Below are 24924 nucleotides of genomic sequence, written 5' to 3' on the forward strand. Positions count from 1 at the left end.
CTTGCCATTTATTTTATCATACACGGTGCATTCAGCAACTAATTTCAATTAGCAGTTGCATATATATCCCCTCAAATGAAGGGGATATTTTATACACTAACTTCTCTTTTGTGCTGTATGCTCCTTCTGATGAAAATTGGCCGTTTCCAGCAAGAAACGTAATAGGCAAACGACAATCACTATAAATGGAATCGAAAGTTTTTTGAAGGAAGTAAGTTGTAATGGTAAATCTAACACAGTCCACTCTAACGTGATGGTCACGAAAAGCCCTAGTAAAAGTGAAGAAAAAACAGCTGGAATGATATACACATAACGCATTGTCATATATAAAAATAAGCCGAAAATAAATAGAAGAAAAATAAAAAAGGTCCATTGAAATAATTTGGAGCTTTCTTCAAACCAATCCCACTTCTTATAAAACCCAATCGGATGCCATTTAATGAGATGGAAATAATGTAAACCCTTTAAACACAATGCTAAAACAAACGCATTTACCAGTGCTGTAATCGCTGCTATTTTCATCCTAAAACCTCCTTCATACACACTAAACATTCCCTGAAATGTACGATTAGTGTAGCCATATAGAAAATTTACTATGCGTAACTGTAGAGGTTTTTCACTAAATTTAGTACAATGGTACAGTTGAAATATATAAAGAGAGTGGTGTTAGCCTTGAGCAATTCACCTGTATACGGGGGACAAGCACAATTAGAGGGTGTGATGTTCGGAGGAAAGGAACATACAGTTACAGCCATTCGTCGTAACGATGATTCCATTGATTATTATCATTTTAAAAAAGTACAAAAACCTATTTTACAAAAGCTTAAAAAAATCCCATTTGTACGAGGCGTTGTCGCGCTCATTGAATCTGCTGGCTTAGGCTCTCGTCACATGCAATTTGCAGGGGATCGTTATGACGTGACACCTGGCGAAGAAGAAGATCATAAAGAAGAAGGCTCTAAACTTCAAATGATACTTGGAGTTGCTGTGGTAGGTATTCTTTCCTTTTTATTCGGAAAATTTGCCTTTACATTAATTCCTGTTTTTATAGCTGATTTTTTCTCCACATGGATTGAAGGAAAAACGGGACAAATTCTACTGGAAAGTGGCATTAAACTAATTTTACTGTTGACCTATTTATATTTTATCTCGTTAACGCCTCTGATTAAACGAGTATTTCAGTACCACGGTGCTGAGCATAAAGTTATTAATTGCCATGAAGCCGGTTTGGACATCACAGTTAAAAACGTACAAGCTCAATCACGTCTGCACTATCGTTGTGGCAGTAGCTTCATTTTATTCACTGTCTTTGTCGGCATGTTTTTATATTTCTTTGTGCCAACTGACCCGCTGTGGCTTCGTATTTTAGATCGTATTCTATTAATTCCTGTTGTACTTGGTATCTCATTTGAAGTATTACAAGCGACAAACGCTTGCCGTAATATCCCAGTGTTACGTTTCCTTGGCTACCCTGGTTTATGGCTCCAATTACTGACAACACGTGAGCCAAAGGACGATCAAGTGGAAGTAGCCATTGCTTCCTTCAACATGCTACGTCAAGTAGAGCAACAACCAGAAATTGCAGCAACCTTAAATCATGATTAACAGGAACGGGCAGCCCAACATAAACGTTGGAGCTGCCCTTTTTTTCATAGTACCCGTGAACCAAATGCTTAATTAGCTTGCATTTTACGCCTAAAGACAATAATAGAGATACTCGTAATAAAGACTGTATAACCAATTACGATAGATAGTGATTGAAGCATATCCCCATATGCTCCATCAATTGTAGCTTTAGCTGCATTAACAGCATGTACGAATGGTAACAATTGTGCAATGGATTGAAATGTACCACCAACCATATCTAACTCAAACCACGTCCCACTTAACCAAGTTGTGACATTGACAAATATCGCAAAGATTCCTCCTACCTGCTTATCTGTAAATAACGTCCCAAACAATAAACCAATTCCAATATATAGTAGAGAAATAATCATGAGTACAAGAACCATTAAAAGGATGGATTTATCAAATGACAAGCCTAAAAAGATGGCAGTAACCAAACATATAAAGATTTGTAGCAAGGCTATAGGTAGTAAAGGCAGCATATACCCTAAAATGTAATCAGTTGCAGACATAGGAGATGCAAAAATACGCATTAATAACGATGAACTCTTATCTTTTCCAAGTAGCATTCCTGAAAAAAGTGTAAGAAAAGAAAAACCAAATACAATGACACCTGGTGTTAGATTGTTCATTTCATATAAAGCAAACGGCATATTTTTTTGCATAACAGAAAACAAGCCTAATAATACGATTGGTAAGCCGATTCCAAACAATAAAGTTACTGGATCACGGACAATTTCTTTTTGATTTCTTGCTGCAAATACAATAGCCCTCACGACAACGCCTCCTCTGTTTTTTCTAAAAATACTTCTTCTAAAGTCCTTTTGCCTGTTTCAATTAACAATTGTTGTAAGGTGCCAAGTGCATGTAGCTGTCCATGATGCATAATTCCTATACGATCAGCCAACGCCTCTACCTCGTCTAAATAATGAGAAGTTAAAATGATGGTTATTTTTCCTTTTAATTGCTTCAATATGTTCCACAAATCATTCCTTGCTCTTACATCCATCCCTAAAGTAGGTTCATCAAGGAACAGTACTTTAGGATTCGTCATCATAGCCATCGCAACACTTAAACGGCGCTGATAACCTCCTGATAGTGTCTTAGCCTTGTCACGTTGACGTGGTGTTAAGCCAAACAAATCCATCTGTACCTGTGCTTGGTGCTGCGCTTGCACTTTTTTATACCCATAAATTTGACCGATTAGCAGTAAATTTTCGTATACAGTTAAATTAGGTGCAACAGCCGTTTCCTGCGGTGAAATATTGAGAATTTGTTTAACAGCCTTCGGATTTTCTACAATGCTTTTACCGTCTACTATGGCATCCCCCTCAGAAGGAGTTAATAGCCCACACAACATTTTGATTGTTGTTGTTTTTCCAGCAGCATTTTGGCCTAAAAGAGCAAAAAATTCGCCTTGTTGTATATGTAACGTCAATTGATCAACAGCTACGCGCTCCTTATAACGTTTTGTTAAACCTTTTATATTAATCGTCATAATCTTCACCTCCATTGGAAAGTACGGCATTAATTTTTTCAATGTCCCGTTGTGAAAATTTATATTGTAAGACCCATGTAATGATATAAGTCCCTAAAAAGCTCGCTAATAGTGAAATAACGTTAGCCATCGTTTTTGGCATCCATAATAGGGTTACAATTGGTATCCAGATTATTGCCGTTACAAAAAAATGGATGATATATTGTTTCAACATTCCCCATCTAGCCATTTCAAAGATGAGAGCAGCAAGCGCAAATGTTAGCCCAATGACACCCGTTAACAAGACTTGGGTAATAATTGCAGTCCCTTCATTTGTAAAAATGGCCCGAAATTCAGGAACTACCCAAACATAATCCCCTTGCCCTATTCCCATGGATATAAAGAATTGCACAATTTGCCCGAGCGCCACGCCTATAACAAACCCGCCAATAACACGTGTGAATAATTCTTTTCGCATGTTTTCCACCTCAAATTCCTAAATGTTTCTTTATTTTAGTTACATAACGCCTCGATGCGTACGTTTTCGTGCCGCCCGTTAATTCAACTCCGATCGTTCCTGTTTTACTAATGTCCATATGCTTAATCATATGCCGATTGACCATTTCGGCATTTGAAATACGGATAAACATTTGAGGATTGAGCTTTTCCTCCAATTCGTAAAGACGATAACGGACCGTATAAACCCCCTTGGTTGTTTGTACAAAAACCTTTTTTTGCTCTGTATAAATACGCACGATATCCTTACTGTCGATTAACTCAACCCCTTTATGAGAGAAAACCGATAAGGTGCTTCCAGCTGTCGCAGTAATACTTCGCACGAGATGTTCTATATCATCAGTCATTTTATCTGTGAGAATCATGACTTTAGGTTCTTTGTATGTAGGGTCAATCGATACTTCTACTTTCATATCATCACCGTCCTTTCTTACGCCTCACTATAAAATTTTCCACACACATTGTAAATGAATTTTCGACGACTGGTCGTTATCAAGGGATAAGTGGTTGATTCAATTACGCCTTGGTACTTTTGTAAAAAAGATGGATTACAGATGTTGTTTTCCTTTGCATGACAAAAACACTCCTTTAGACAACCATATCCAAAGGAGTGAAACGTGACCACTTTATTTTTATCTAGTTTTATTCGGAATCATTCCTATTTAGTCTAAGTGCAGTGAGTGCAGTAAATATACCCATCATATTAGGAAGGATACTGAATAATAAAAACAACCAATTATTCGTCATGATCGAGATTATCGTAAAAGTAATAAGCGACGCTACATTGATGCCTATACCTACATTCACAGGAGTAAGCTGAAACGGAACGGAACTTGACATGCTGATGGTTAAAAAGACCCCTATAATCCCCCAACTTCCTAAGTGTGCTAAAAGAAGGATACCTAAAACCATTGCAGTGCTTAATTCAATGCCAAACATGATTAACGAAAATAAAACATAAATTACGCCTAATGTCACATACCATGAAAAAGATCTTGCCTTTTGCCAAATGTGGTCGTGTAACTCATCTAAGCCTCTGTTTTTTCTCGCTTTTCGCCTTCCTAACCACCAGCCTAGAATCCCACAAGTCATTCCCCCATACAATCCAAGAACCCCTCCGATAGAAATCTCCATCAATCCATTCCCTCCTCTTCGAATATAAACACTTCTTCAATCGTGCAGTTGAAAGCTTTTGAAATATTATAGGCAAGTTCTAGAGATGGATTGAATTTGCCCGATTCAATTGCAATGATTGATTGTCGTGAGACACCAACTACTTTAGACAATTCCTCCTGCGTAATCTTCTTCGATTTCCGCAATTCACGAATTCTATTTTTCATAAAGCCTCCTTTAAAAATGTAAAGTAAACTGTACATTCGTTAATAAGTAAAGTTTACTTTACATCCTTTTCCATGTCAAGTTAACTTTACAATTTGATTATCGAAATAAAGGAATTCTTATGATGAGATTTCAGGTGAAAGATACTACTCGACGATCTTTACTTCGAGTAAGAGTGTGCCACCGAAACATCGAGGAAGAAAGCTTTATAAACCTTGCCAAAAAGGGAAATAAAAAAAGCATGTTTTGAATTATCAAAACACACTCTTTATGCACCTTTTCACTTAACGCTAACCTGCCCTATTTTAACACTTTGTTACGAATGATATTTATAATTTTCTGTTGAGCGTCTAGAGCTTCAGGGATAGGCATCACAACAAACACATGGTTCATTTGAGGATAAACAAAGGTAGTGATGTCAATTCCTTGTTCGGTTAGTTGTTCATCAAATTTTATGGCATCTGGATATAAACTTTCATGTGTTCCAATAAAATGAGTAATCTTCCCAAGTCCCTCAAAGTCACCGTAAATGGGACTAATCAATGGGTCCTTTATATCTTTATCCGCTGCCCAGATCTTTGTAATGACTTCCATTCCTTCACTAGCTAACATGGGGTCCTTTTCTTCATATGCAAGTATCTGAGGATTTTCTAAACTCAAATCAACACATGCGGATAGTAAAATAATATTTTGCGGTTGAGGTAGATGGTTCCGCTTCAAAAGTTGGATCAGACCAAGTGCTATATTTCCACCTGCCGAATCTCCGATAATAGTCAATTGATCAAAGCTTTCAACCGTTTTTAGCATTTCTTTATATAAGTTGAGCATTTTTGGGTAGGTATCATTATGGTTAAAATGAGGTACTTTCGGATAAATGGGAGCAATAATTTTCGCATTTAACGATTGTGCTATTTTATCCATGAAAAGCCAATGTAAACTTAAAGGTTGATTCGTCCAAGCACCACCATGTATATAGAGAATAACGTTTTGTTTCAAGGACTTTTGGTCATTTAAAGTGAAGACCTGCATAGCCTCGAAGGTTTGCTCCTCTATATCGCCTAAAAATTGAACATCTTCCCCTATAACATAGGGCTGAATATTTTCAGTTCCCCTCTGCTTAATAAACTGTTTAGCATTTTCAATACTAGAAAAACTCTTTTTATTACTTTGTACAAATAACAATTTTTCAAATTGAACACTTTCTTCAGAACGATCTCTGTTAATAATTTCTACACTCATTTTATTCTCCCCTTTAACATATTGTTACCTATGTTTAACAAGCTGGTTAACAGGTCTTGAATTAAGTGATGGCTAACATTTTTTCCACATCAAACCAATTATATGGATTCATGGTTGAAAAAAGAAGTCTTTTACAAATTAGATCTTTTAGTCAAACATTATTACAAATGATCCGACTTTATGTTAATTCCACATTTTGAAGTATTCTCCTTCCAAAATTACGAAACTCGCTAAATGAAAATAAAAAATGTCTATTTGCTATTTAGGGGGAGATGGTGTTGGCATTTAAATAAAGATTGTTCAAAATGTCAGTGGGTTCCAGCATAGCAGTACATGACAGCAAAGATAAAAATAAAAGTTAATACTACGCCTAAAATATTTTGGTTATGCGTGCTTTTTCCATTCTTTAAGTTCTTCAAAAAAGTTGTAAAATTTAAATACCATAAAACGCCTAATAACGGTACGACAAATAAAAGCATAAATAATTCCTCTCCGTTTCATTTGCCACTCACCGAACTTTCATTAACGCCCCATTAGTTTGAATACATTTCACCTACTGTTGTTTGCATCAGGTCAGTTCAGATAAAAGGATATAAAATCACTCCTAGAAATAAAACGACTCCTGTGTAAATAAGGTTGTAGTTTCATTATTTGTTCGATAAGTTCTTAAACTAAATATAGCTATACAAAAACGATACGTATGTATTCCTCGTTCTTTAAGCTTTCAAGATGATGCAATTCGATGTCATTAATAATGATACGACGGCTTTTTAGTTTTCGGTCGTAATCTTCTGCCCAAAACCTAATTAATTCAGCACTTTGCTCTGGTATAATATGTTCCTTCAAATAAATTAAAAGGTCCTCTAAAAATTGAGGACCCCAATTTCCCTCGATGCCGTATACAAATGGTTTTTCATTATAAAATTCTAAATCGTACGGTGGATTATTCCATTCAAATATATTTAATTGACCAAAAGCCGATTCATCCGGCGCATGTAAAATACGTGCATCATCATCCATCAAATGCCAAGGTTGCGCTGATGTACTCTCTGTAATTGGATACATTTTTTTCATTTCTCTAACTGTCACTTCAGCAATTCCTGTACAATCGATTGTTTGTAAAGGAATTTTCGCCACAAGTACGGAATATAAAGTCATCTATGATCTCCTTAAGCGTATTTCAATTTACGAATGCACTTCAACAAACACACTGGGTTAGTTGAAGAATGTTCTATAGGAAAATATTGTGTGAAAGACTAAAAAAAGGAGAATCAACCTTTCTAAATACGCTGTTATTTACCCCACGGCTGTTCACCATATCTTTTTAGCATTACGACTTCACCATCATTTTTTTTCAACCGATTGTATACATATTTAATTTTGTATTCGTTGTATTTTTCTAATTCGATTTTATCGTAAAAATTCTTTGATAAAATTAACTCACGCTCATCAATTAAAAGAAAGTATTCACCGTTTTTTTCTACAATATTTTGTTCATCTATTTTAACTGTTTTTTCAATCAGAGCATCATTAAAAGTATAGAAACCAGCTGCAAATAATCCTACAAAAATGAATAATAAAAAGATTACGAATAACTTACTTTTACTCAAGTAACTCACCTCTTTGATTTTTGTAGTTCATACTAGTAATAAACAATTTATGCTACAACTTCAAAATTAACTAATTTTTTAAACTACTCCGTTCGTTTAAGTAAAATTTATCATAAGACATCAAAAAATCACCTCAATTAAAGAGGTAAATTTATTACAAATCCTTGAACAATCAATAAGAATGAGCGTGTTTAAAAAAAGATTAATCAAAACACGCTTTTACTATATTTTATTAAATCAACAGCTTGATCATTTCTTCATCGTGTTGCCCGACAATTGCGCCCGATTGTTGAAGAAGCGGGATAAATAGTTAGGTTTCTTTTCACACTTCTTATATTAGTTTATAGGCAGCATTATCCATCACAACACGAATTAAGCTATTGAACAATTTTTGCTGAGAAGAATTTTGCCAATCCTCTTCATACTCAGCCATTAACCACATTACTTCATCGAGAAAGACGTGCTGTTTCGCCTGGTCCCAAAAACTTTTTTCATGATCGGTTAAATCAATATATTCTTTATAGCCTGATAAAAATAATGCCCATTCATCTATTGTGAAAATCTGGTCTGGGGCTTCTTCATGCTCATTATGAAAAAGTAGTAATGCCAGAGCTAGGTCAAAGATCCTTGGTATCCAAGCAGCATTATCCGGATCAATTAGATATGGTTCTGGGATTAAAACCAAATTATTTGCTTTAAAATCATGCGGCGTAGCAACATGTGGTAAACCTGCATGGTAGAGTTCCTGTTGACTTGCAACACTTTCTAGTAACTTTGTTTTTAACCCTGTATCAATTTCAACTCTAGCGTTGTTTGCATGTTGTATAATTGCTTCCATACTCTCTTCTACTTCTTGTTCATTAAAATCATAAACATCGTAGTCAAGTAGATTATAGGCATTTGAAGCAGGTGAAAAACTATGAATTTGTCCTAACAACTTTCCAGCTTCATAGATTTCTTTTTCTTTGCCTGAGTATTTCTTGCCTTCTATAAATGGATAAACAACAAAATTTGTATCCTCATACTTTTGTGGGTTATCTACTTGTAACTTAACTGGTGTTACAACATTTATCCCTTTATCTTTTAGCATAGTAATATAAGACATGACATTCTTTGCTCTTCTTTGGGTACGTTTTACAACAACATCCTTATCACCATATTTTACTCGGTATACTGGTGAATATGGATAAATGCTTTTAGGCTCTTCACTAACTTCAAATCCAAATATAGTTAAAATCTCTTTTCCATTCATCATTTTTAACCACCTATTAATTTTTTCTAAAGTATCCGGTTGCCGAGGATTAAAAGCATGAAAGCTGCAAGATATTCTCTCAGATAACCCTTTTACAATATCCACTTTATATTTTAACATAAATATCCAATTTATCCTGATATTATTCCATTAAATGGACGGATTGTTGAATAAAAAAATCCTGCAGATTCATACAGGACTTTTACTGAAACTTTATGATAAATAATCGAGTTTTGTTTAAGATGATATAGCGCCCTTTACGGGTGGTACTTCCATTTTACAAAAGGATGGTTTCTGTTGTTTTTATTACCATAAAAGAGGTAGTCCCTCAGCCATTTTTCATGGTTTTTGGGACTACCCTCTAATCCTTTAACTGATCGAAAACCTGTTCAATTTTGCCTCAGTAATAAGCATGACAGTATTTAGCTCATTCCCTCGACTATCTTGTCTCCTTCTGAAATAGAGACTGCGTAAAAAATTCTTGCTGTTCACGCGAGCAATCACCTGACTACGACTACTCGGCAAATTACAGCATTGCGCTAAGCCGCTAATCCAATCAGCGATTTCTTGATGGGGAAGTAACTCTTTGTCAATCATCGTATCCACGATGTTGACCAACCGCTCATCATCCTCATCGCTAAAAATGTGTCTATCATTATGTAACACGCCAGAAATAGCGACAAGAACCTCACGCAGCTTTGTGACGCTGCTCTCCTTGCACTGTATCAGCTCAACAAATACATCCGCACCGTGAGACACGCTGTGAGCCCAGCCCCCTACTGAAAGGTAACCTCGCAAATCCTTTTCCTCTTTATAATAGCGGAGCATTACTTGCATTAATTGCTCCATTTCCGCTTGATTGAAAAATGGATTTTGTCTGTGGCGTTGCACAATCAAAGCGATAGGCAAGGCAGAGAACGTCCTTGTAAAAACTGATTGATCATTCTCGCTGCCAATATGATAGAACAGATGGTTCTCATCAGTCAGAACAGTTAAGAGACTACGCAACTCCTCTCCACTGAATCGATTCTCTTCCTTAATCCACATATAAAACATCGGATAAATCAGGTTATCCCGTAATTCTGGCTGCGGATCTCCAATGTATTGAAGTAACAAAGGTAAGAAATCTTGATGCTGCTCCTCTTTGCGTAACTGATAGTCATCCTTCTCAATTCTTTGCAAATCCAACATCAATTTGGTCCTAGTATCTTCAATTGTACTTGTTCTTTTCGACATAAAAACACCCCTTTAGCTAATCATATCTAAAGGGGTAAAATGGTGCAAATTTAGTTCAAGTTTACAAGATAGACAATTTTCATTTTTTACAAACCACATTTTAACTGTGCGCCACAGTTTGTACATGTATTACAGCCGCCCATTTCTTCAACAGTTCCTTTACGACAAACTGGACATGTATTCCCTACATCTGAGCCGATAACTGTTGTAGACTCTAATGCTTGGATTGTATCTACTAATACAACTGGACGTTTTGTATGCTCTTCTACTAATTCTTCTTCAAATGATAGTTGATCCATATCATTTTCTTCCGCTTTTAGTGTAAGAACTTGTGAGTCACGGCTACCATCCACATAAACCGTACCACCCTTAGCACCACCTTTATATAGGCGCTCGTATACTTTTTCTACTTGTTGTACTGTATAGCCTTTTGGAGCATTCACTGTTTTAGAAATGGATGAATCAATCCATTTTTGAATAATACATTGAACATCGGCATGTGCTGATGGTTTTAGCTCCATTGCTGTTACAAACCATTCAGGAAGCTCTTGCTCATTCACTTCTGGATGACGATCTAAATATTCTTTTACAATTTCAGCTTTTACTTCAATGAATTTACCTAAACGACCAGAACGGTAGTACGTGAAGGAGAAGTAAGGCTCAAGACCTGTCGCTACGCCTACCATTGTTCCTGTTGAACCTGTTGGGGCAACAGTTAATAAATGCGAGTTACGGATACCCGTCGCTAAAATTTGCTCTTTGATATGAGCAGGCATTTTCTGCATAAAGCCTGTCTCAGTGAAAGCTTTACGTAAACGAGCTGTTTCTTCGTCTGTAGCACCTACTAAGAATGGGAAGCTACCTCGTTCTTTAGCAAGCTCTGTAGAAGCCTCATACGCTGTTTCAGCAATTGTTTTAAAGATTTCATCAACTAAAGCATTTCCTGCTTCTGAACCATATTCTTTCTCACAGTAAATGAGTAAATCTGCTAAGCCCATAACGCCTAAACCAACACGACGCTCACCAAGAGCTTGTACACGGTTTTCTTCTAAGAAGTACGGTGTCGCATCAATTACATTATCCTGCATACGAACACCAACGCGCACTGTTTCACGTAGTGCTTCGAAATCAACAGTTTGATTGTCTTTATTGGCAAACTGCGCAAGGTTCACAGCTGCTAAGTTGCACACAGAGTATGGTGCGAGTGGTTGCTCACCACATGGATTTGTCGCTACAACACTTTGACCATATGCCTTGGCATTTGTCATGTCATTGGCATTGTCGATGAAGAAAATACCTGGTTCTGCTGAGTAAGTTGCACATACGTTAATTAAATTCCATAATTCTTTTGCTTTAATTGTACGGTATGTGCGGACTTTATAGCCCATTTTCTCCCATTCACGAACGTCACCAACTTCATGCCATTTCGTGTTGTAAACGCTCATTTCTTCTTTTGTATATTCTTCAACAGCTGGGAAACGAAGCTCGAAGTCAGCGTCATTTTCTACAGCTTCCATGAATTCTTTTGTTAATGTCACAGAAATATTTGCACCCGTTAAAAACTCTGGGTTATGAACCGTATATGTGCCACCATCTCGTAATTTATTTTCAGCTTCACGAATAATAGCTGTATCAAATCCACCTAGACCTTCAATGCTTTTGTAGTTCACGATGCCTTGATACATCGCTTCCTCTTGCATAGACAGTGGCTTAAAGTTTAATTTTTCTTTTGCTAGACGAATGATTGTTTCATCCGTTGTATTTTCAATGAGGTAACGCAAAATACGAGGATTTTGCATTTTCGAGATAATAAATTCCACAATATCGGGATGCCAATCGGCTAGCATAATCATTTGTGCTCCACGACGTGACCCGCCTTGCTCCACAAGATGTGTCAATTTAGCAATATCATCTAACCAGGATACAGAGCCAGATGATTTACCGTTTACACCACGTGCAAGTGTGTTGCGTGGACGTAGAGTTGAACCATTCGTTCCTACACCGCCACCACGGCTCATAATTTCCATTACTTGCTTACGATGATCACTGATGCCTTCACGTGAATCCGCTACGAATGGCATAACGTAACAGTTGAAGAAGGTTACATCTGTTTCAGATCCAGCCCCATAGATTACTCGTCCTGCTGGAATGAATTTTAAAGATACTAATTGGTCATAAAATTTCTCAAACCATTCTTGGCGTTTTTCTGGCGTTTTTTCAACAGCAGAAAGGCCTGTGGCATTTCGTTTTGCGATTTGTTCATAAAAAATTTCAAGAGGCTTTTCTAGCACGTCAATTGAACGCGTAATTACACCCGTTTCTTGCTCTTGCGGATCGTCTAATACACTACGGTAATCTTCCTCAATCAAAATATCTGCTGTTTTTGTAGACATGTCCAGCTTTTGAATTGTCCCTAAACCACGTGCAGGGAATTTTGGATCAGCTTTTACTGTTAAAACAACAAAATCACCAGCTTTTAGTGTTTTCTTTTCTGTGTCTTTAAACGAGTAGCGATCGATCATTACAAGTCTTGATACGCCTTTGTGTGTGATGTGCATATCAGATGTTACCGGGTGTACCTGTGGGAATTGTTCGATATCTTTGTTTAACTGTTCAAATTGATTGTTTAATTCGGGTTGATGATTTGTGAGTACCATCGTTTTGCCTCCCTTGTTTTCTTCATTCCAAAATAAATACACAATATCTCGTGTTGTTAAACACCACATATTGTGTATATGTCTTTAAAAAAGATACTATATATAGTTTTTTAATTCAACTCTTGCTTTTTTAAATAGAATCAGAACTACTTGTAATAACAAGGATTGGACGTTAAAAAAATATTTTTTTATACCATTTTTTACTTTTTAAAATTCCACTCATCACATGCATATTTTTTTTCTTCTAATGCACGGACATATTCTAATTGCTCCTCAGAAAGTGTAAATGGTTTTAATTCAATTTGCAACGATTTAGCAAACCCATCTCGAAAAGCTGTCACACATTGTTCAACTGTCACAGGCTCTTTTATAAGACTATTTATCGCAACTGCCTTTTCTGGCAGCTTTCTACGCATACGATTCTTCGCTTCTTCACTCGAGAAATTGAATACAGATAATAATTTTTCTTGGTCTAAATCTAATAAAATGGCACCGTGCTGCAAAATGACACCTTTTTGACGTGTTTGCGCACTACCCGCTACTTTTTTCCCTTCAACGACAAGTTCATACCAGCTTGGCGCATCAAAACAAACAGCACTTTTTGGACTCTTTAAGTCAGCTCGTTTTTCTTCTGTATCAGGCACACTAAAATAGGCATCCATACCTAGGTTATGGAAACCTTGCAAGATTCCCTCACTTAACACACGATATGCCTCTGTCACAGAATCTGGCATATCAGGATAGCTTTCAGTAACGATGACACTATATGTTAGTTCATGTTCATGCAACACAGCTCGTCCACCAGTTGGTCGACGCACGAAACCTAAGCCTTGTTCACGTACAGCATCTAAATTAATGTCTCTTTTGGCTTGTTGAAAATAGCCAATCGACAGTGTTGCAGGCTCCCACTCATAAAAACGAATTACTGGTGGAATTAGCCCCTCACTATGCCAATCAAGTAATGCTTCATCTAGCGCCATATTAAAAGAAGGACTACATTTCCCTGAATTTAAAAAATACCAAGTTGTCATATGTTCATCTCCTACAATTATAAAATGATACCTCAGGCCCCACCTGTGGTTCAACCTTAACGAAGATTACTCTACAGTTCAAGTTGTTAACTATGTGCTTTTGTAACGAAATAGACGAATTCGCCACAACCTAGTTAATTTTATCAAACTCATTGGACTATCGCTAGCGCATCTTTTATAATAATAAAGAAGATAGAAAGGGGTAAGAAAATCTTGGACATACTTATCACAATCGGTGTCGTTTTAGTAGTCACAATTGCATATATCGGTATTAATGCACTACGACTCAAAAAGGCCGTAACCAACTTAACACAAGAGCAATTCATAGAAGGCTATCGTAAAGCACAGCTAATCGATGTTCGTGAGCAAAAGGAATTTGATGCTGGTCACATTCTTGGTGCACGAAATGTTCCTTCCACAACATTACGTCAACGTTATAAAGAAATCCGCCCAGATTTACCAGTATATCTATACTGTCAAAATACAGGCCGTAGCTCACGTGCTGCACTATTTCTTAAAAAACGTGGGTACAACCAAATTTACCAACTTCAAGGCGGTTTCAAAACTTGGACTGGTAAAATAAAAGCAAAAAAATATTAATATTCGCATGAAAAAAAGTCGTCTCAAAGAACTATGAGGCGGCTTCTTTTTTATAAAATTCAGAGTTTCTACTATATTATATCTATTGCAAATGATTATGTTCTAATTGACCTCCTCACCACTAGCTTTAAGCGAATCCTACTTTCTATGTCCAAAAATACTATTTTCGTCAGGGAATTACCATATATGAACCTAATTCTTCTATTTTTCTGAAAATAGTCAAAATTAATTGTTGAATAATTTTAGCAGCACTGATAGGATGTATAATATCTTACAATAATAATTGATTATGAAGTTAATAAGCTATGAATGCTATGGATCAAACTATAGCAGGAGCAGTTCTGGAGAGAGCGCAAGTTGCGTCGCCGAAGGGTTCACTATCTCAGGCAAAAGGACAGAGGAGTAATAACAGCTTTTATAAGCGATGCCACACGAATGTTAAAACGATTCGATGAGACATCTGCGATAAAATGGTATTTGTTATTCTGACGTTTCCCGAGACTAGTGTCACTACTAGTCTCTTTTTTTATTTCCAGTCATAGTTTTTATGCATCTTTGAGGGGGATTAACGTGGAACAGCAACAATTAAAACGTGATTTAAAAAATCGCCATGTGCAGCTTATTGCCATCGGTGGAACAATTGGGACCGGTTTATTCTTAGGCTCTGGGAAAGCCATTGCACTAGCAGGACCGTCTATCATCCTTGCCTATTTAATTGTCGGGATTGCGCTATTTTTTGTTATGCGTGCATTAGGCGAACTATTACTATCCAATGCAGGCTACACATCATTTACGGATTTTGCATCGGAATACATTGGTCCTTGGGCAGGTTATGTGACAGGCTGGACATACTGGTTCTGTTGGATCATGACGGCCATGGCGGACATTATCGCGGTGGGAGTTTATGCACAATATTGGTTTGATATCCCACAGTGGATGCCAGCCATTGGTTGCTTAGTATTATTATTACTACTAAATTTATTAACGGTTAAACTTTTTGGTGAGTTAGAATTTTGGTTTGCCATCATTAAAGTTATTACCATTGTGGCTCTCATCATCATTGGACTTATCATGTTAGTCACAGGGTTTCAAACAAGCTCTGGTACGGTATCAGTAGAAAATCTTTGGGCACACGGTGGCTTGTTCCCTAATGGATTATACGGCTTTTTAATGGCCTTCCAAATGGTCGTTTTTGCTTTTGTTGGTGTGGAATTAGTAGGGGTTTCGGCTGCTGAAACAGCAGATCCTCAAAAAAATATTCCTTCTGCCATTAATAAAATTCCAGTTCGTATTTTACTGTTTTATGTAGGGGCTTTATTTGTCATTTTATGTATTAATCCTTGGTATGAAATGTCTGCCTCAAGCAGTCCCTTTGTACAAGTCTTTACATTAGCTGGTATTCCGATTGCTGCTGGTATTATCAATTTTGTTGTGCTCACTTCGGCTGCTTCAGCTGGTAACAGTGGTTTATTCTCAACAAGTCGGATGCTCTTTAATCTTGGTAACAATAAACAGGCCTCACCGAAGTTTGCAAAACTCAACAAAAATAGTGTTCCAAGTAACGCATTGGTTGTTTCTGCTGTTGTCGTATCTGCCGGTGCACTGCTAAGTAAGCTAATGCCCGAGAATGCTTTTAGTGTTGTGACAACTGTTAGCGCAATCTGCTTCATATGGGTGTGGAGCATTATCGTCATTTCTCACATAATCTATAAACGAAAAAATCGTGCCTTACATGAGGCGTCAAAATTTAAAGCCCCATTGACACCTTTTATCAACTATGTAATTCTTGCGTTCTTCGCATTCCTATTAATCGTGATGTTTATTTCTGAAGCTACCCGTACAGCATTATTGTTAACGCCAATTTGGTTTATCGCCTTATTTATTATGTATAATTTGAAAAGTAAAAAATGATAAAAAAGATGACTTCAGACCAATATCTGAAGTCATCTTCAACTAGTTAAAAAATAGACATATCCCATTCAGTAGCTAAATGCTTCAGCAATTGCACGCCTGCGACACTATTTCCTATTGGATCGATGGCAGGCCCATAAATACCTATACCACAGCCAGCAGGAAACGGTGAATTGAAGCCTGCATGCCCTGGAACAGCAGTAAGAATTGCACCTGAAACACCACTTTTAGCAGGCAGGCCGATAAATGCTGCAAATTTACCTGATGCATTGTACATACCACACGTCACCATCAAAGCCTTTGCTAATTTTGCCACTTGCTTAGGAAATAGCTGCTTCTTTAACAATGGATGATAGCCATCATTGGCGATGACTAAGCCAATCATGGCTAAATCTGATACATTGACCTCAATCGCACACTGCTTTAAATAAACCTCAAGTGCTGCCTCTACGGGGCAATCTAGAAAACCAGAATCCATTAAATAGTAGGCCAATGCCCGATTTCGATTAGCGGTTTGCCATTCCGATTGAAATACTTCCTCGTTAACATTTACTCTCTTGCCGATGATCTGTTCTAAAAATTGCAGAATTTTTGTGACCTTCTCGTGTGGTGAATTTCCTGTCAGCATAGAAGACACTGTAATTGCCCCTGCATTAATCATTGGATTAAAAGGTTTCCCTGGTTGATGGCTTTCTAAGCGAATAATAGAGTTGAAGGTATCCCCTGTCGGTTCGACATCTACTCTTTCTAATACATAAGGCAATCCTCGATCCATACAGGCTAAAATAAATGTAATGACTTTGGAAACACTTTGAAGCGTAAACAGTTCTTCAGTATCCCCTGCTTTGATGGTGTGACCATCCGATCCAATAACAGCAATCGCTAGCTGATTTGGATCTTTTTTAGCCAAAGCAGGGATATAGTTAGCACATTGCCCCTCTTTGGCAGCTGCACGAAACTGTGTTACCCATTGGGCCATATGGTGATCATAATGATTAGATTGTGTTGACATTTCTACTGTCTCCTTTCAAACATGAGGCAAAAACAGAGCCTCCATAGTTGTCCTATGAAGACTCTATCTAAACTTTCGCTATCCACTTATAGCTTAGGAGGCTGTGTTCCCTCCGGAATTAACGATACATATGTCTCGCCATCAAGACGTTCTTGCCATTCTTTTTTAGCTTCCTCAATTAACGCTGGATGATCAAGTAACTCAATCGCTGTACAAGCCATTATCTTGGCGGCTTGTAGCATTCCTTTATGAGCGATTGGCATGACACCCTGAGAAACGACCTGCCATGTATGCAGTGGTGTCCCTAATGCCATACATACCGTTGTACATTGTACTGTCGGTACATTCCAGCTGACATCTCCAACATCTGTAGAGCCACCCATGATAAATTCAGGGAGTATATTTGGAACATGATCAGCAATCACTTTTCCTTGTAATTGTTTAACATCTTCTTTACGCAGACCCACTAATGAAGAGGCTTGTACTTCAGGAGTAAACGTATTGAAAATAGCCTGAGCATATTGTTCATCCTCTATTGTATAGTCTGGCATGCCAATTTCAAGTATTTGTTTGTACATCACATCATAAAGTGTCTTATTTGTAATCAGATTAGAAGCAGCACCCTCAAATTCGATGTCCAGTGATGTGCCTGTCATAAGCGTTGCACCCTTTGCGATATTTTCAACGCGCTGATAAATCTCTTGCACTTGTTGCTTTTTAGGTGCTCTTACTAAATATGTTACCTCTGCATATGGTTGTACTACATTCGGAGAGGTTCCACCTGAGTTAGTAATCGCATAATGCACACGAGCTTCAGGAATGATATGCTCTCGTAAGTAGTTTACCCCAACATTCATAAGCTCAACAGCGTCTAAAGCACTTCGTCCAAGATGTGGTGCAGCTGCGGCATGCGCACTTTTTCCAGTAAACTTAAAAGTAGCAGCATAGTTTGCGAGAGAGCTACAAGTCATCACTGTTGAAAATGCACCTGGATGCCAGGAAATCGCAATATCAACATCTTTGAACAGACCGGCATTCGCCATATAAGCTTTACCAGAACCGTTTTCCTCCGCAGGACAGCCGTAATAACGAATCGTTGCAGATTGATGATTTTGCTCTAAAAAATCCTTTACGGCAACAGCGGCTGCGAATGCTCCTGTTCCTAATAAGTTATGTCCACAGCCATGCCCACTTCCACCATTTTCGAGAGGCTCATGTTGTGTAGCTCCGCCTTTTTGACTCAAACCTGGGAGTGCATCATATTCACCTAAGAAAGCAATAACAGGCTTTCCAGAGCCATAAGTTCCAACAAGTGCTGTTTCAAGCTCAGCAACCCCTACCTCTGTTTGAAAACCCTCTTTTTCTAGCGCCTCTTTCATATACTGCATTGATTTTTTTTCTTTAAAATGAAGTTCAGGCACAGCCCATATAGCATCACTTAATGCTACGCTTACGTCTTGTTTTGCTTCAATTAATGTAGAAATTTTTTCATGAAAACTCATTATTGTCCCCCCAATTTCATTATGCTCTCAACAGTGTTCCTTTTTCGTCGTTTAGCGTGACAAGCGACACAATACAAATGAGCGCAAACCCTATTAACATCCAAAAGGCCGCATCGAAGGAACCATTAAAAGCATCGACCATAAACCCAATAGCCATCGGTGTGACAAATCCTGCTAGTTGTCCCCCTGTATTCGCAACGCCCATTGCCGAACCTGTGATAGATGATGGTAATTTCTTTAGTACGATAACAGGTAATAATGTAATGACAAACGCTATAAATAGAGAAACAACTGTTTGATAGCCGATAAATAGCGTCACTGTTTTGGCTGTAAACATTAAATACAATAAAATGCCGATAACAGCACAGGAGATTGAACCTAACACTTTTTCCATTCCTTTTGGCAGCTTGTCAATAATATAACCGCTACCATACACACCAATAATCGTAGTGATAGCAGGAATCGTTTGAGCCCATCCAATAGACATTAAATCTAGTCCGCGATTTTTTTGAAGATACGTTGGAATCCAAGAAACCAAGCCCCAGTTCACTGCATAAATACAAAAATAAGCAACGATCAAATTCCACATAAGTGGTGTTTTCAATAATTCTTTAAAATTTACCTTGCTCGTGCCACGATCTGTCCCATCTGAATCTGCTGTTTCCGCTTCCGGAAGTTTAATGTATTTCCAGTATAAAAAGGCAATAATTGCTCCAATCGCCCCAATAATGACAAACATCATACGCCAGCCAATCGTACCTAATAAATATGCCGCTAGCAGTGGCACGATGAGTGAGACAATCCCACCGGAAGTAAGCATAATCGACATGGCTCTTCCTCTTTCTTCTTTAGGGAAGATTGTTGCAATAATCTTAGAACTTGACGGTTGAAATCCTCCCTCGCCAATGCCAAATAAAAAGCGAATAACAATCATTGCCGTTAAAGACCAAGCAATAGCTGTTAGACCAGTAAAAATGGACCACACAATAACAGCCATCAGTAGGATTTTTTTTGCTCCAAATTTATCCGCAAGCCAGCCACCTGGTATTTGCATAATGGCATAGCCTAAAAAGAAAGCGCTTAAAATAATACCCGTTGAAGAGGCATCCAATTGCAAATCGCCCGTAATCGAAACGACTGCATAGTTCATAATGTAGCGGTCTAAGTTCCCTAAAGACCATCCTAAAAATAATAGTGCAAGGATGACATTTCTAGATTTTTTCGTTATTTCATTTGTTGACATTCATATCCCTCCCATGTATCAGAACCTTTTTCTCATTGCAGTATTGTTTCACTGCTATTGTTGTCCTTTCTGATCTTTGCCCCCTCGCTCAAAACCCCTTTATATACCGACATTTTCGTTATATATTCGTATAATAATCAAATTTCTATGAAAAGACAATATTTTTTTGAAAATTTTTAATAGATAATCGTCTTTGTAAATGTCTATTATTTACCTATAAATGCTCACAAAGCACAGATTTATCGATGTTTTTGAAAAAACACCACAACAAAATCCCATAAAAAAATGCCCCATAACCAATCATTGGTATGGGACATTTTTGCAAGTACCTAAACTAGCTGATACATTTTTATTGGTCTTCCACGAGTATATTGCAATTCCTCTCCACAAATTCTCGCTAAATCTACACTACATAAATCTGCGACGATGCGCTGGGCATTTCTTTCACTCATTTGAAGCTGTGTCGCTAAATCCTTTGTCGTAAAATGCTTCCAGCGCATTTTCTGCACTAGTGCATGTATTTTCATGTACGTTTTGATACTAATATTACCTTTTTTGAGTTTTTCTAAAATATCAGGGTCTTCTGCTCGGTAGGAATAAGAAAGTTCTTCTACATTCCCAACAGACTCAATAATCGTGCCATCATCTTGAATCATCACAATATCAACCGCTTCATTTTCCTTGGTCTGTCTTAACCCCCGATGAGCATGTAATTCGGCATTGAATACCGTTTGAGCAAAACCAATGCCTGCCGTCACCTTCGCTTCCATTTCGATCGACAGCTGAACCATTTTTTCCTGTAAAAATTGTATTTGTCTTTCAATGGCTCCCCTTGTACTAAAAATGGTATATTTTCCGTTGCCCTCTTCAATGAGCGAACCATCAATCTGTTCACAAAGCTGTAGCAGATTTTCCTTCGTGCGCAATTCTAAATATTGAATGCGATAGCCTTGCTTCATGCGCTCTTTTAATGAATCAAAGTCCTTTATTTCAAGCATGACTGCACCAATTTGTGTTTCTTTATAGTAGGACGTTTTAATCTTTTCTGTAAAAAGCTGAACTGTATGGTAAATTTCTGTTTTTGTTGGGGAAACCCAATAGGAGGGGACTCCTCGCTTCTTCAATTCTTCATCAACAGAAGGATAGCAAGTAATCGCAAAATCAATTTTCCCCTCATGCCAAAGACTATAATGGAAATCAAATAACTCTTTTGGATCAATCGCCACATCAAATTCCTTTAAATACATGTTATTTACATTTTTCTGAATCTCCGCAAGACTTTCTGAAGCCATATGAGAAGGTGATGGTATGATATCGATACTGATATTTTCAATAAACTTTTTTTGTTGATAGGACTGTTCTAAAAACCCTCTATAAATGGCCGCCTCCGAAAAAATAATATGCGCCAATTTATCCTGGGAAACACTCGTTTGACAGGCAATTTTATAGGGGATGTAGCCAGAAAATAGCCAGAAATCTACATCTTGATCATGCGTCTCTATAATATGCCTTGTTTCAGTTGCCACTCCATAAATATACGGACTAAATTCCATATCCTGCTCAATCTCTCGGGCTAACCCAATAATTCTTTCAACAGATTTGACAGGACCAACAACACCTATTTTATACATCTTTCGTTCCTACCTTCTTTGTGAAACTACAATCGTTATGTAAAAAATTTCTTCCTCTGCTGTACATAGTATAGCGGACAACCAAATTACTAGACAAATAAAAATAGTTTTTTTGTATAAAGAAAAGCCCCGAAGAATCATTCGGGGCTTGCTTGAAGTATTTTTATATATCTGTCGTATACATTTTTGTATAAAGTAATTCTAATTTTTTGGAAAGCTTGCTAAAAGCGGTTTGCCAAGCTTTGCGAGCCGTCTCATTGCCATCCACTGCTGGAACGTATAAAGCATGGACATCCGCAACCTTTTTCAAATCACCTTCAGCTTGAGTTAGCTTCGAATAATTTTTAACGACCTTTTTATCGGCAGCACTCAATGCATCATACGCTGTACGGATTTTTTTTACTTCTTCCTCTAAGCCATCAATATACTCGCCTTTTACGAGTAAGGAATTAATAGATTCAATTAACGACAAAGCATTTTCATTCGTTTGTTGTTGCCCTTTTTGCTTGTCAATTATTAATTGTCTAGTCCCTGCATCAATAAGACTTACTTGTTTGGTTGTCAGCTTCTCAAATGCCTTAATGACTGTGCTCGGATTATTGCTAAACGATTTGTCATAGGTCTTCATAAAGGACTCTACTTTTTTCACATCAGCTATTGCAGCTTTTAAAATATCATAATTCGTAATCAATTTTTTATCACTTGAGCTGAGGCTACTATATTGCTTCGAAAGATTATTAATTTTTTCCATCGAAACTGTATAGAGATCATTTGAAACGATTGTAGCAATTTCATTATTTAGCTGTGTGATATTCGGTGCATTTTCATCGATAATTTGATTATTTAATAAAGCTTCATATTGTTCTTTCGCTAAATGCTGCTGGTTTGCAGGTAATTTAGCATAAGCTTTTTGCACGGATTCAATTTTTTTACTTTGTTTCGCTGCATCCGTTTCTTCTCTAGCTGTCTGTACTTTTTTATGGAAGGATTTCACACCTGAAATGTCCTTCTTAGCAGCTGTTAATAAATGATAATTTGTCACATACTTTCTCGCACCCGAAGATAAAGCCTTATACGATTCTGACGCTGTATCTACAGAGGATTCTAATTGTTTGAATGTAAATTTAGTGATATCTGCAAATTTGGCAATATCAGCCTTTAATGCCTCAGCAGCAGCTTTATCAGCGGGTACTTTACCATTACCATCAACTGAAACCTTTGGCGTATTTAGTAAAAACTCATTTGCATTATAAATAAGTGACTGTTGCAATGTCGTAAGCTTATTATAATCTTTTAAGGCACTCGTATAGCTTGAATTAAGCTTACTTTCCGTAACACCTGTTGTTACAGATAACTTTTGATAAGCATCCATATCTTTAATCACTTTTTCAGCTGTTTTTAAATCCTTTTGAAGCGTAACAAGGGCGTCATATCCAACAATTTGTGCTGCTGAGGCTTTTGTTAAGCTCTTATATTCTTTAATCATTCGATTAACATTATTGACATGACTTTGCCATGAACTAGCTGATGGATTGATTGGATAGATACCATCGTCAATATAGCTATCTATATCATGATTTAATGACGCAATTTGACTTTCTTCAGCACTTTCCGCCACCGTTAAGCGCTGCAAATACGTATCAGATACTAATTTTAATTGCTTATACGTTAATTTTTCATAGGCAGAACGAATTGACTTGGCAGCCGTAACTTGCTTATTAGGTGTATTATTTGGTGATAATTTATCAAATGACTTGATAAATTGCTCAACTTTTTTAATATCCGCTTTGGCTTCCGTTAAAATAGTTTGATTTTGAATAGCGCCTCGGTAATTTTGGGATAGCTTTGCAATATCCGCTTCAATGCTAGTAACTAGCGCTTGTAGGGCATCCTTATCAGAAGGTACATAGTGTGCGAGAGAATTCTCGTAGGATAGTAAATGAACAATCGCTTGATTTAGTCTTCGTACTTCTGTTATTTCCTTTAGATCATTTGGCTCATTTAATAGGTTTTTAATGTTCGTATATAAAGTATCATTTACATCTAAGCTACGTTGTAATTGATCAAGCTTATTATACGCATCTTCTATTTCTTGAATATATTTAGGTCGGTCTTTTTCATTAACGTCCTTTAGTTTATCCACTTTTTCTTCTAATTTACTTACTAGTCCCACATCAGCAAGCGCTCGCTTCAGGACATCATAATTGGACACATTACCTTTAGCTGGTGCTGATAAAGCTTGATATTTACTTTCTAATTCTGTGACACGTGCCTTGAATGACTCTACGTCTGTTACATTGTATTTATTGTCGTTTACTAGTAAAGTCTTAATCTCGTTAGTTAACGTATCAGTAGGTTCTTTAGATACTGTAATTGCACCCGATAATTTAGATTCCACAAAAGAAAGGCCTACTTTTGCTTTTACTGTGACGCTTATATTCTTGATGCCCTTTTCAATAGCATCCTTTGGTATAGTATATGTGCTACCAGTGGCTCCCTCAATAATCGTAAAGGAGCTATCCCCTAGTTTATAAAACCATTGATAACTATATGTAATTTGACCACTCTGTAATGTCACGCCTGCCTTATCCGTTACCGTAGCACCAGCTACTTTCACGGTCTCCCCAGGTGCGACAAAATCAGTAGTAGAATAGCCTTCCAACGTTGGAGCGGTTATCTCAAGGTCTAACTGATTAATTTTACGTGTTTCACTTTGAAATTTTTTACCGTCAGTTGTAGTTGCCTCCACGAAAATTGTTTTTCCAGCTGCTTCGACAGGTACTTTTAACGATGAAGATGTAGCACCAGAAATGGGCTTATTCGTAGTAGTGTTCGAACCATCTGCACTATCAATTTTTTCTAAATAATACCATTGATAGGCATTAACAACTATATTTTCTGGCAATTTATCAACTTTTAATGTTTCATTGACCATATTTTGTCCAGTAATGGTAACCGTTTCTGCTGCACCTGCTACAGTTGGTACAATAAGTGCTACAGGAATAGCTGCTGCTGTTAAAAATAATTTCTTGTTCAAATCGAT

The 24924-nt window shown here is 37.2% G+C and carries 22 protein-coding genes and 1 riboswitch; of the genes, 3 read left to right on the top strand and 19 right to left on the bottom strand.

The window, feature by feature from the left end:
* Nucleotides 1-96 precede the first annotated feature (96 nt).
* Nucleotides 97-522 carry a hypothetical protein gene (locus GJU32_RS08345; protein ID WP_155591500.1) on the bottom strand — a complete coding sequence of 142 codons (426 nt, stop codon included), beginning with the start codon at nt 520-522 and terminating at the stop codon, nt 97-99.
* 111 nt (nt 523-633) lie between these two features.
* Here GJU32_RS08345 and GJU32_RS08350 point away from each other — a divergent pair, with 111 nt between their 5' ends.
* Nucleotides 634-1605: a DUF1385 domain-containing protein gene (locus tag GJU32_RS08350; protein WP_196426638.1), complete on the top strand. Its 972-nt coding sequence runs from the start codon at nt 634-636 to the stop codon at nt 1603-1605.
* Between the two features lie 68 nt (nt 1606-1673).
* Here GJU32_RS08350 and GJU32_RS08355 read toward each other — a convergent pair whose 3' ends face one another.
* The 13 genes from GJU32_RS08355 to GJU32_RS08415 form a co-directional block, all read right to left on the bottom strand.
* A complete protein-coding gene (locus GJU32_RS08355; protein WP_155591502.1) occupies nt 1674-2402 on the bottom strand; it encodes an ABC transporter permease in 729 nt (242 codons plus the stop codon).
* Nucleotides 2399-3124, bottom strand: coding sequence for an ABC transporter ATP-binding protein (locus GJU32_RS08360; protein ID WP_155591503.1), 726 nt, complete (start codon nt 3122-3124; stop codon nt 2399-2401). Before GJU32_RS08360 ends, GJU32_RS08355 begins: the two co-directional genes overlap by 4 nt.
* Complete coding sequence (locus tag GJU32_RS08365) at nt 3114-3581, bottom strand: DUF3021 domain-containing protein (RefSeq protein WP_155591504.1); 468 nt, start codon at nt 3579-3581, stop codon at nt 3114-3116. Before GJU32_RS08365 ends, GJU32_RS08360 begins: the two co-directional genes overlap by 11 nt.
* A gap of 10 nt (nt 3582-3591) precedes the next feature.
* Nucleotides 3592-4032: a LytTR family DNA-binding domain-containing protein gene (locus tag GJU32_RS08370; RefSeq protein ID WP_155591505.1), complete on the bottom strand. Its 441-nt coding sequence runs from the start codon at nt 4030-4032 to the stop codon at nt 3592-3594.
* Between the two features lie 229 nt (nt 4033-4261).
* Nucleotides 4262-4753, bottom strand: coding sequence for a hypothetical protein (locus tag GJU32_RS08375; protein WP_155591914.1), 492 nt, complete (start codon nt 4751-4753; stop codon nt 4262-4264).
* Entirely contained in the window at nt 4753-4959 is a 207-nt protein-coding gene (locus tag GJU32_RS08380; protein WP_155591506.1) for a helix-turn-helix transcriptional regulator, read from the bottom strand. The genes GJU32_RS08375 and GJU32_RS08380 overlap by 1 nt, the downstream gene beginning before the upstream one ends.
* 298 nt (nt 4960-5257) lie before the next feature.
* A complete protein-coding gene (locus tag GJU32_RS08385) occupies nt 5258-6196 on the bottom strand; it encodes an alpha/beta hydrolase fold domain-containing protein (RefSeq protein WP_155591507.1) in 939 nt (312 codons plus the stop codon).
* A 681-nt stretch (nt 6197-6877) separates the two neighbouring features.
* Nucleotides 6878-7354 (bottom strand): hypothetical protein, encoded by a 477-nt coding sequence (locus GJU32_RS08390; RefSeq protein WP_155591508.1) that lies wholly within the window; start codon nt 7352-7354, stop codon nt 6878-6880.
* 134 nt (nt 7355-7488) lie between these two features.
* On the bottom strand, nt 7489-7806 hold the full coding sequence (locus GJU32_RS08395; protein WP_155591509.1) for a hypothetical protein: 318 nt from the start codon (nt 7804-7806) through the stop codon (nt 7489-7491).
* A 331-nt stretch (nt 7807-8137) separates the two neighbouring features.
* On the bottom strand, nt 8138-9178 hold the full coding sequence (locus GJU32_RS08400) for a phosphotransferase (RefSeq protein WP_230874985.1): 1041 nt from the start codon (nt 9176-9178) through the stop codon (nt 8138-8140).
* A 249-nt stretch (nt 9179-9427) separates the two neighbouring features.
* Nucleotides 9428-10273, bottom strand: a complete 846-nt coding sequence (locus tag GJU32_RS08405) for a DUF2785 domain-containing protein (protein ID WP_155591916.1) — start codon at nt 10271-10273, stop codon at nt 9428-9430.
* 107 nt (nt 10274-10380) lie between these two features.
* Nucleotides 10381-12951 (bottom strand): vitamin B12-dependent ribonucleotide reductase, encoded by a 2571-nt coding sequence (locus GJU32_RS08410; RefSeq protein WP_155591510.1) that lies wholly within the window; start codon nt 12949-12951, stop codon nt 10381-10383.
* Nucleotides 12952-13151: 200 nt separating this feature from the next.
* The gene (locus tag GJU32_RS08415) at nt 13152-13982 is read right to left on the bottom strand and encodes a lipoate--protein ligase family protein (RefSeq protein ID WP_196426639.1); all 831 of its coding nucleotides are present in this window, start codon (nt 13980-13982) and stop codon (nt 13152-13154) included.
* A 213-nt stretch (nt 13983-14195) separates the two neighbouring features.
* Here GJU32_RS08415 and GJU32_RS08420 point away from each other — a divergent pair, with 213 nt between their 5' ends.
* Both GJU32_RS08420 and GJU32_RS08425 read left to right on the top strand, forming a co-directional pair.
* The gene (locus tag GJU32_RS08420) at nt 14196-14582 is read left to right on the top strand and encodes a rhodanese-like domain-containing protein (RefSeq protein ID WP_004231073.1); all 387 of its coding nucleotides are present in this window, start codon (nt 14196-14198) and stop codon (nt 14580-14582) included.
* A 331-nt stretch (nt 14583-14913) separates the two neighbouring features.
* A riboswitch (glycine riboswitch) is annotated at nt 14914-14990 on the top strand.
* 162 nt (nt 14991-15152) lie between these two features.
* Nucleotides 15153-16493 (top strand): amino acid permease, encoded by a 1341-nt coding sequence (locus tag GJU32_RS08425; RefSeq protein WP_155591511.1) that lies wholly within the window; start codon nt 15153-15155, stop codon nt 16491-16493.
* Nucleotides 16494-16539: 46 nt separating this feature from the next.
* Here the strand turns inward: GJU32_RS08425 and GJU32_RS08430 are convergent, their stop codons facing one another.
* The 5 genes from GJU32_RS08430 to GJU32_RS08450 form a co-directional block, all read right to left on the bottom strand.
* Nucleotides 16540-17505: a glutaminase gene (locus tag GJU32_RS08430; RefSeq protein ID WP_155591512.1), complete on the bottom strand. Its 966-nt coding sequence runs from the start codon at nt 17503-17505 to the stop codon at nt 16540-16542.
* A gap of 86 nt (nt 17506-17591) precedes the next feature.
* Nucleotides 17592-19007 carry a M20 family metallopeptidase gene (locus GJU32_RS08435; protein ID WP_155591513.1) on the bottom strand — a complete coding sequence of 472 codons (1416 nt, stop codon included), beginning with the start codon at nt 19005-19007 and terminating at the stop codon, nt 17592-17594.
* Between the two features lie 19 nt (nt 19008-19026).
* Nucleotides 19027-20250, bottom strand: a complete 1224-nt coding sequence (locus GJU32_RS08440) for an MFS transporter (RefSeq protein WP_155591514.1) — start codon at nt 20248-20250, stop codon at nt 19027-19029.
* A 329-nt stretch (nt 20251-20579) separates the two neighbouring features.
* Nucleotides 20580-21881, bottom strand: a complete 1302-nt coding sequence (locus GJU32_RS08445; RefSeq protein ID WP_155591515.1) for a hypothetical protein — start codon at nt 21879-21881, stop codon at nt 20580-20582.
* Nucleotides 21882-22044: 163 nt separating this feature from the next.
* Nucleotides 22045-24918, bottom strand: a complete 2874-nt coding sequence (locus GJU32_RS08450; RefSeq protein ID WP_155591516.1) for a hypothetical protein — start codon at nt 24916-24918, stop codon at nt 22045-22047.
* Between the last annotated feature and the right edge of the window lie 6 nt (nt 24919-24924).

Origin of the sequence: Lysinibacillus cavernae, assembly GCF_009724685.1 — a bacterium.
Classification (GTDB): Bacteria; Bacillota; Bacilli; order Bacillales_A; family Planococcaceae; genus Lysinibacillus; species Lysinibacillus cavernae.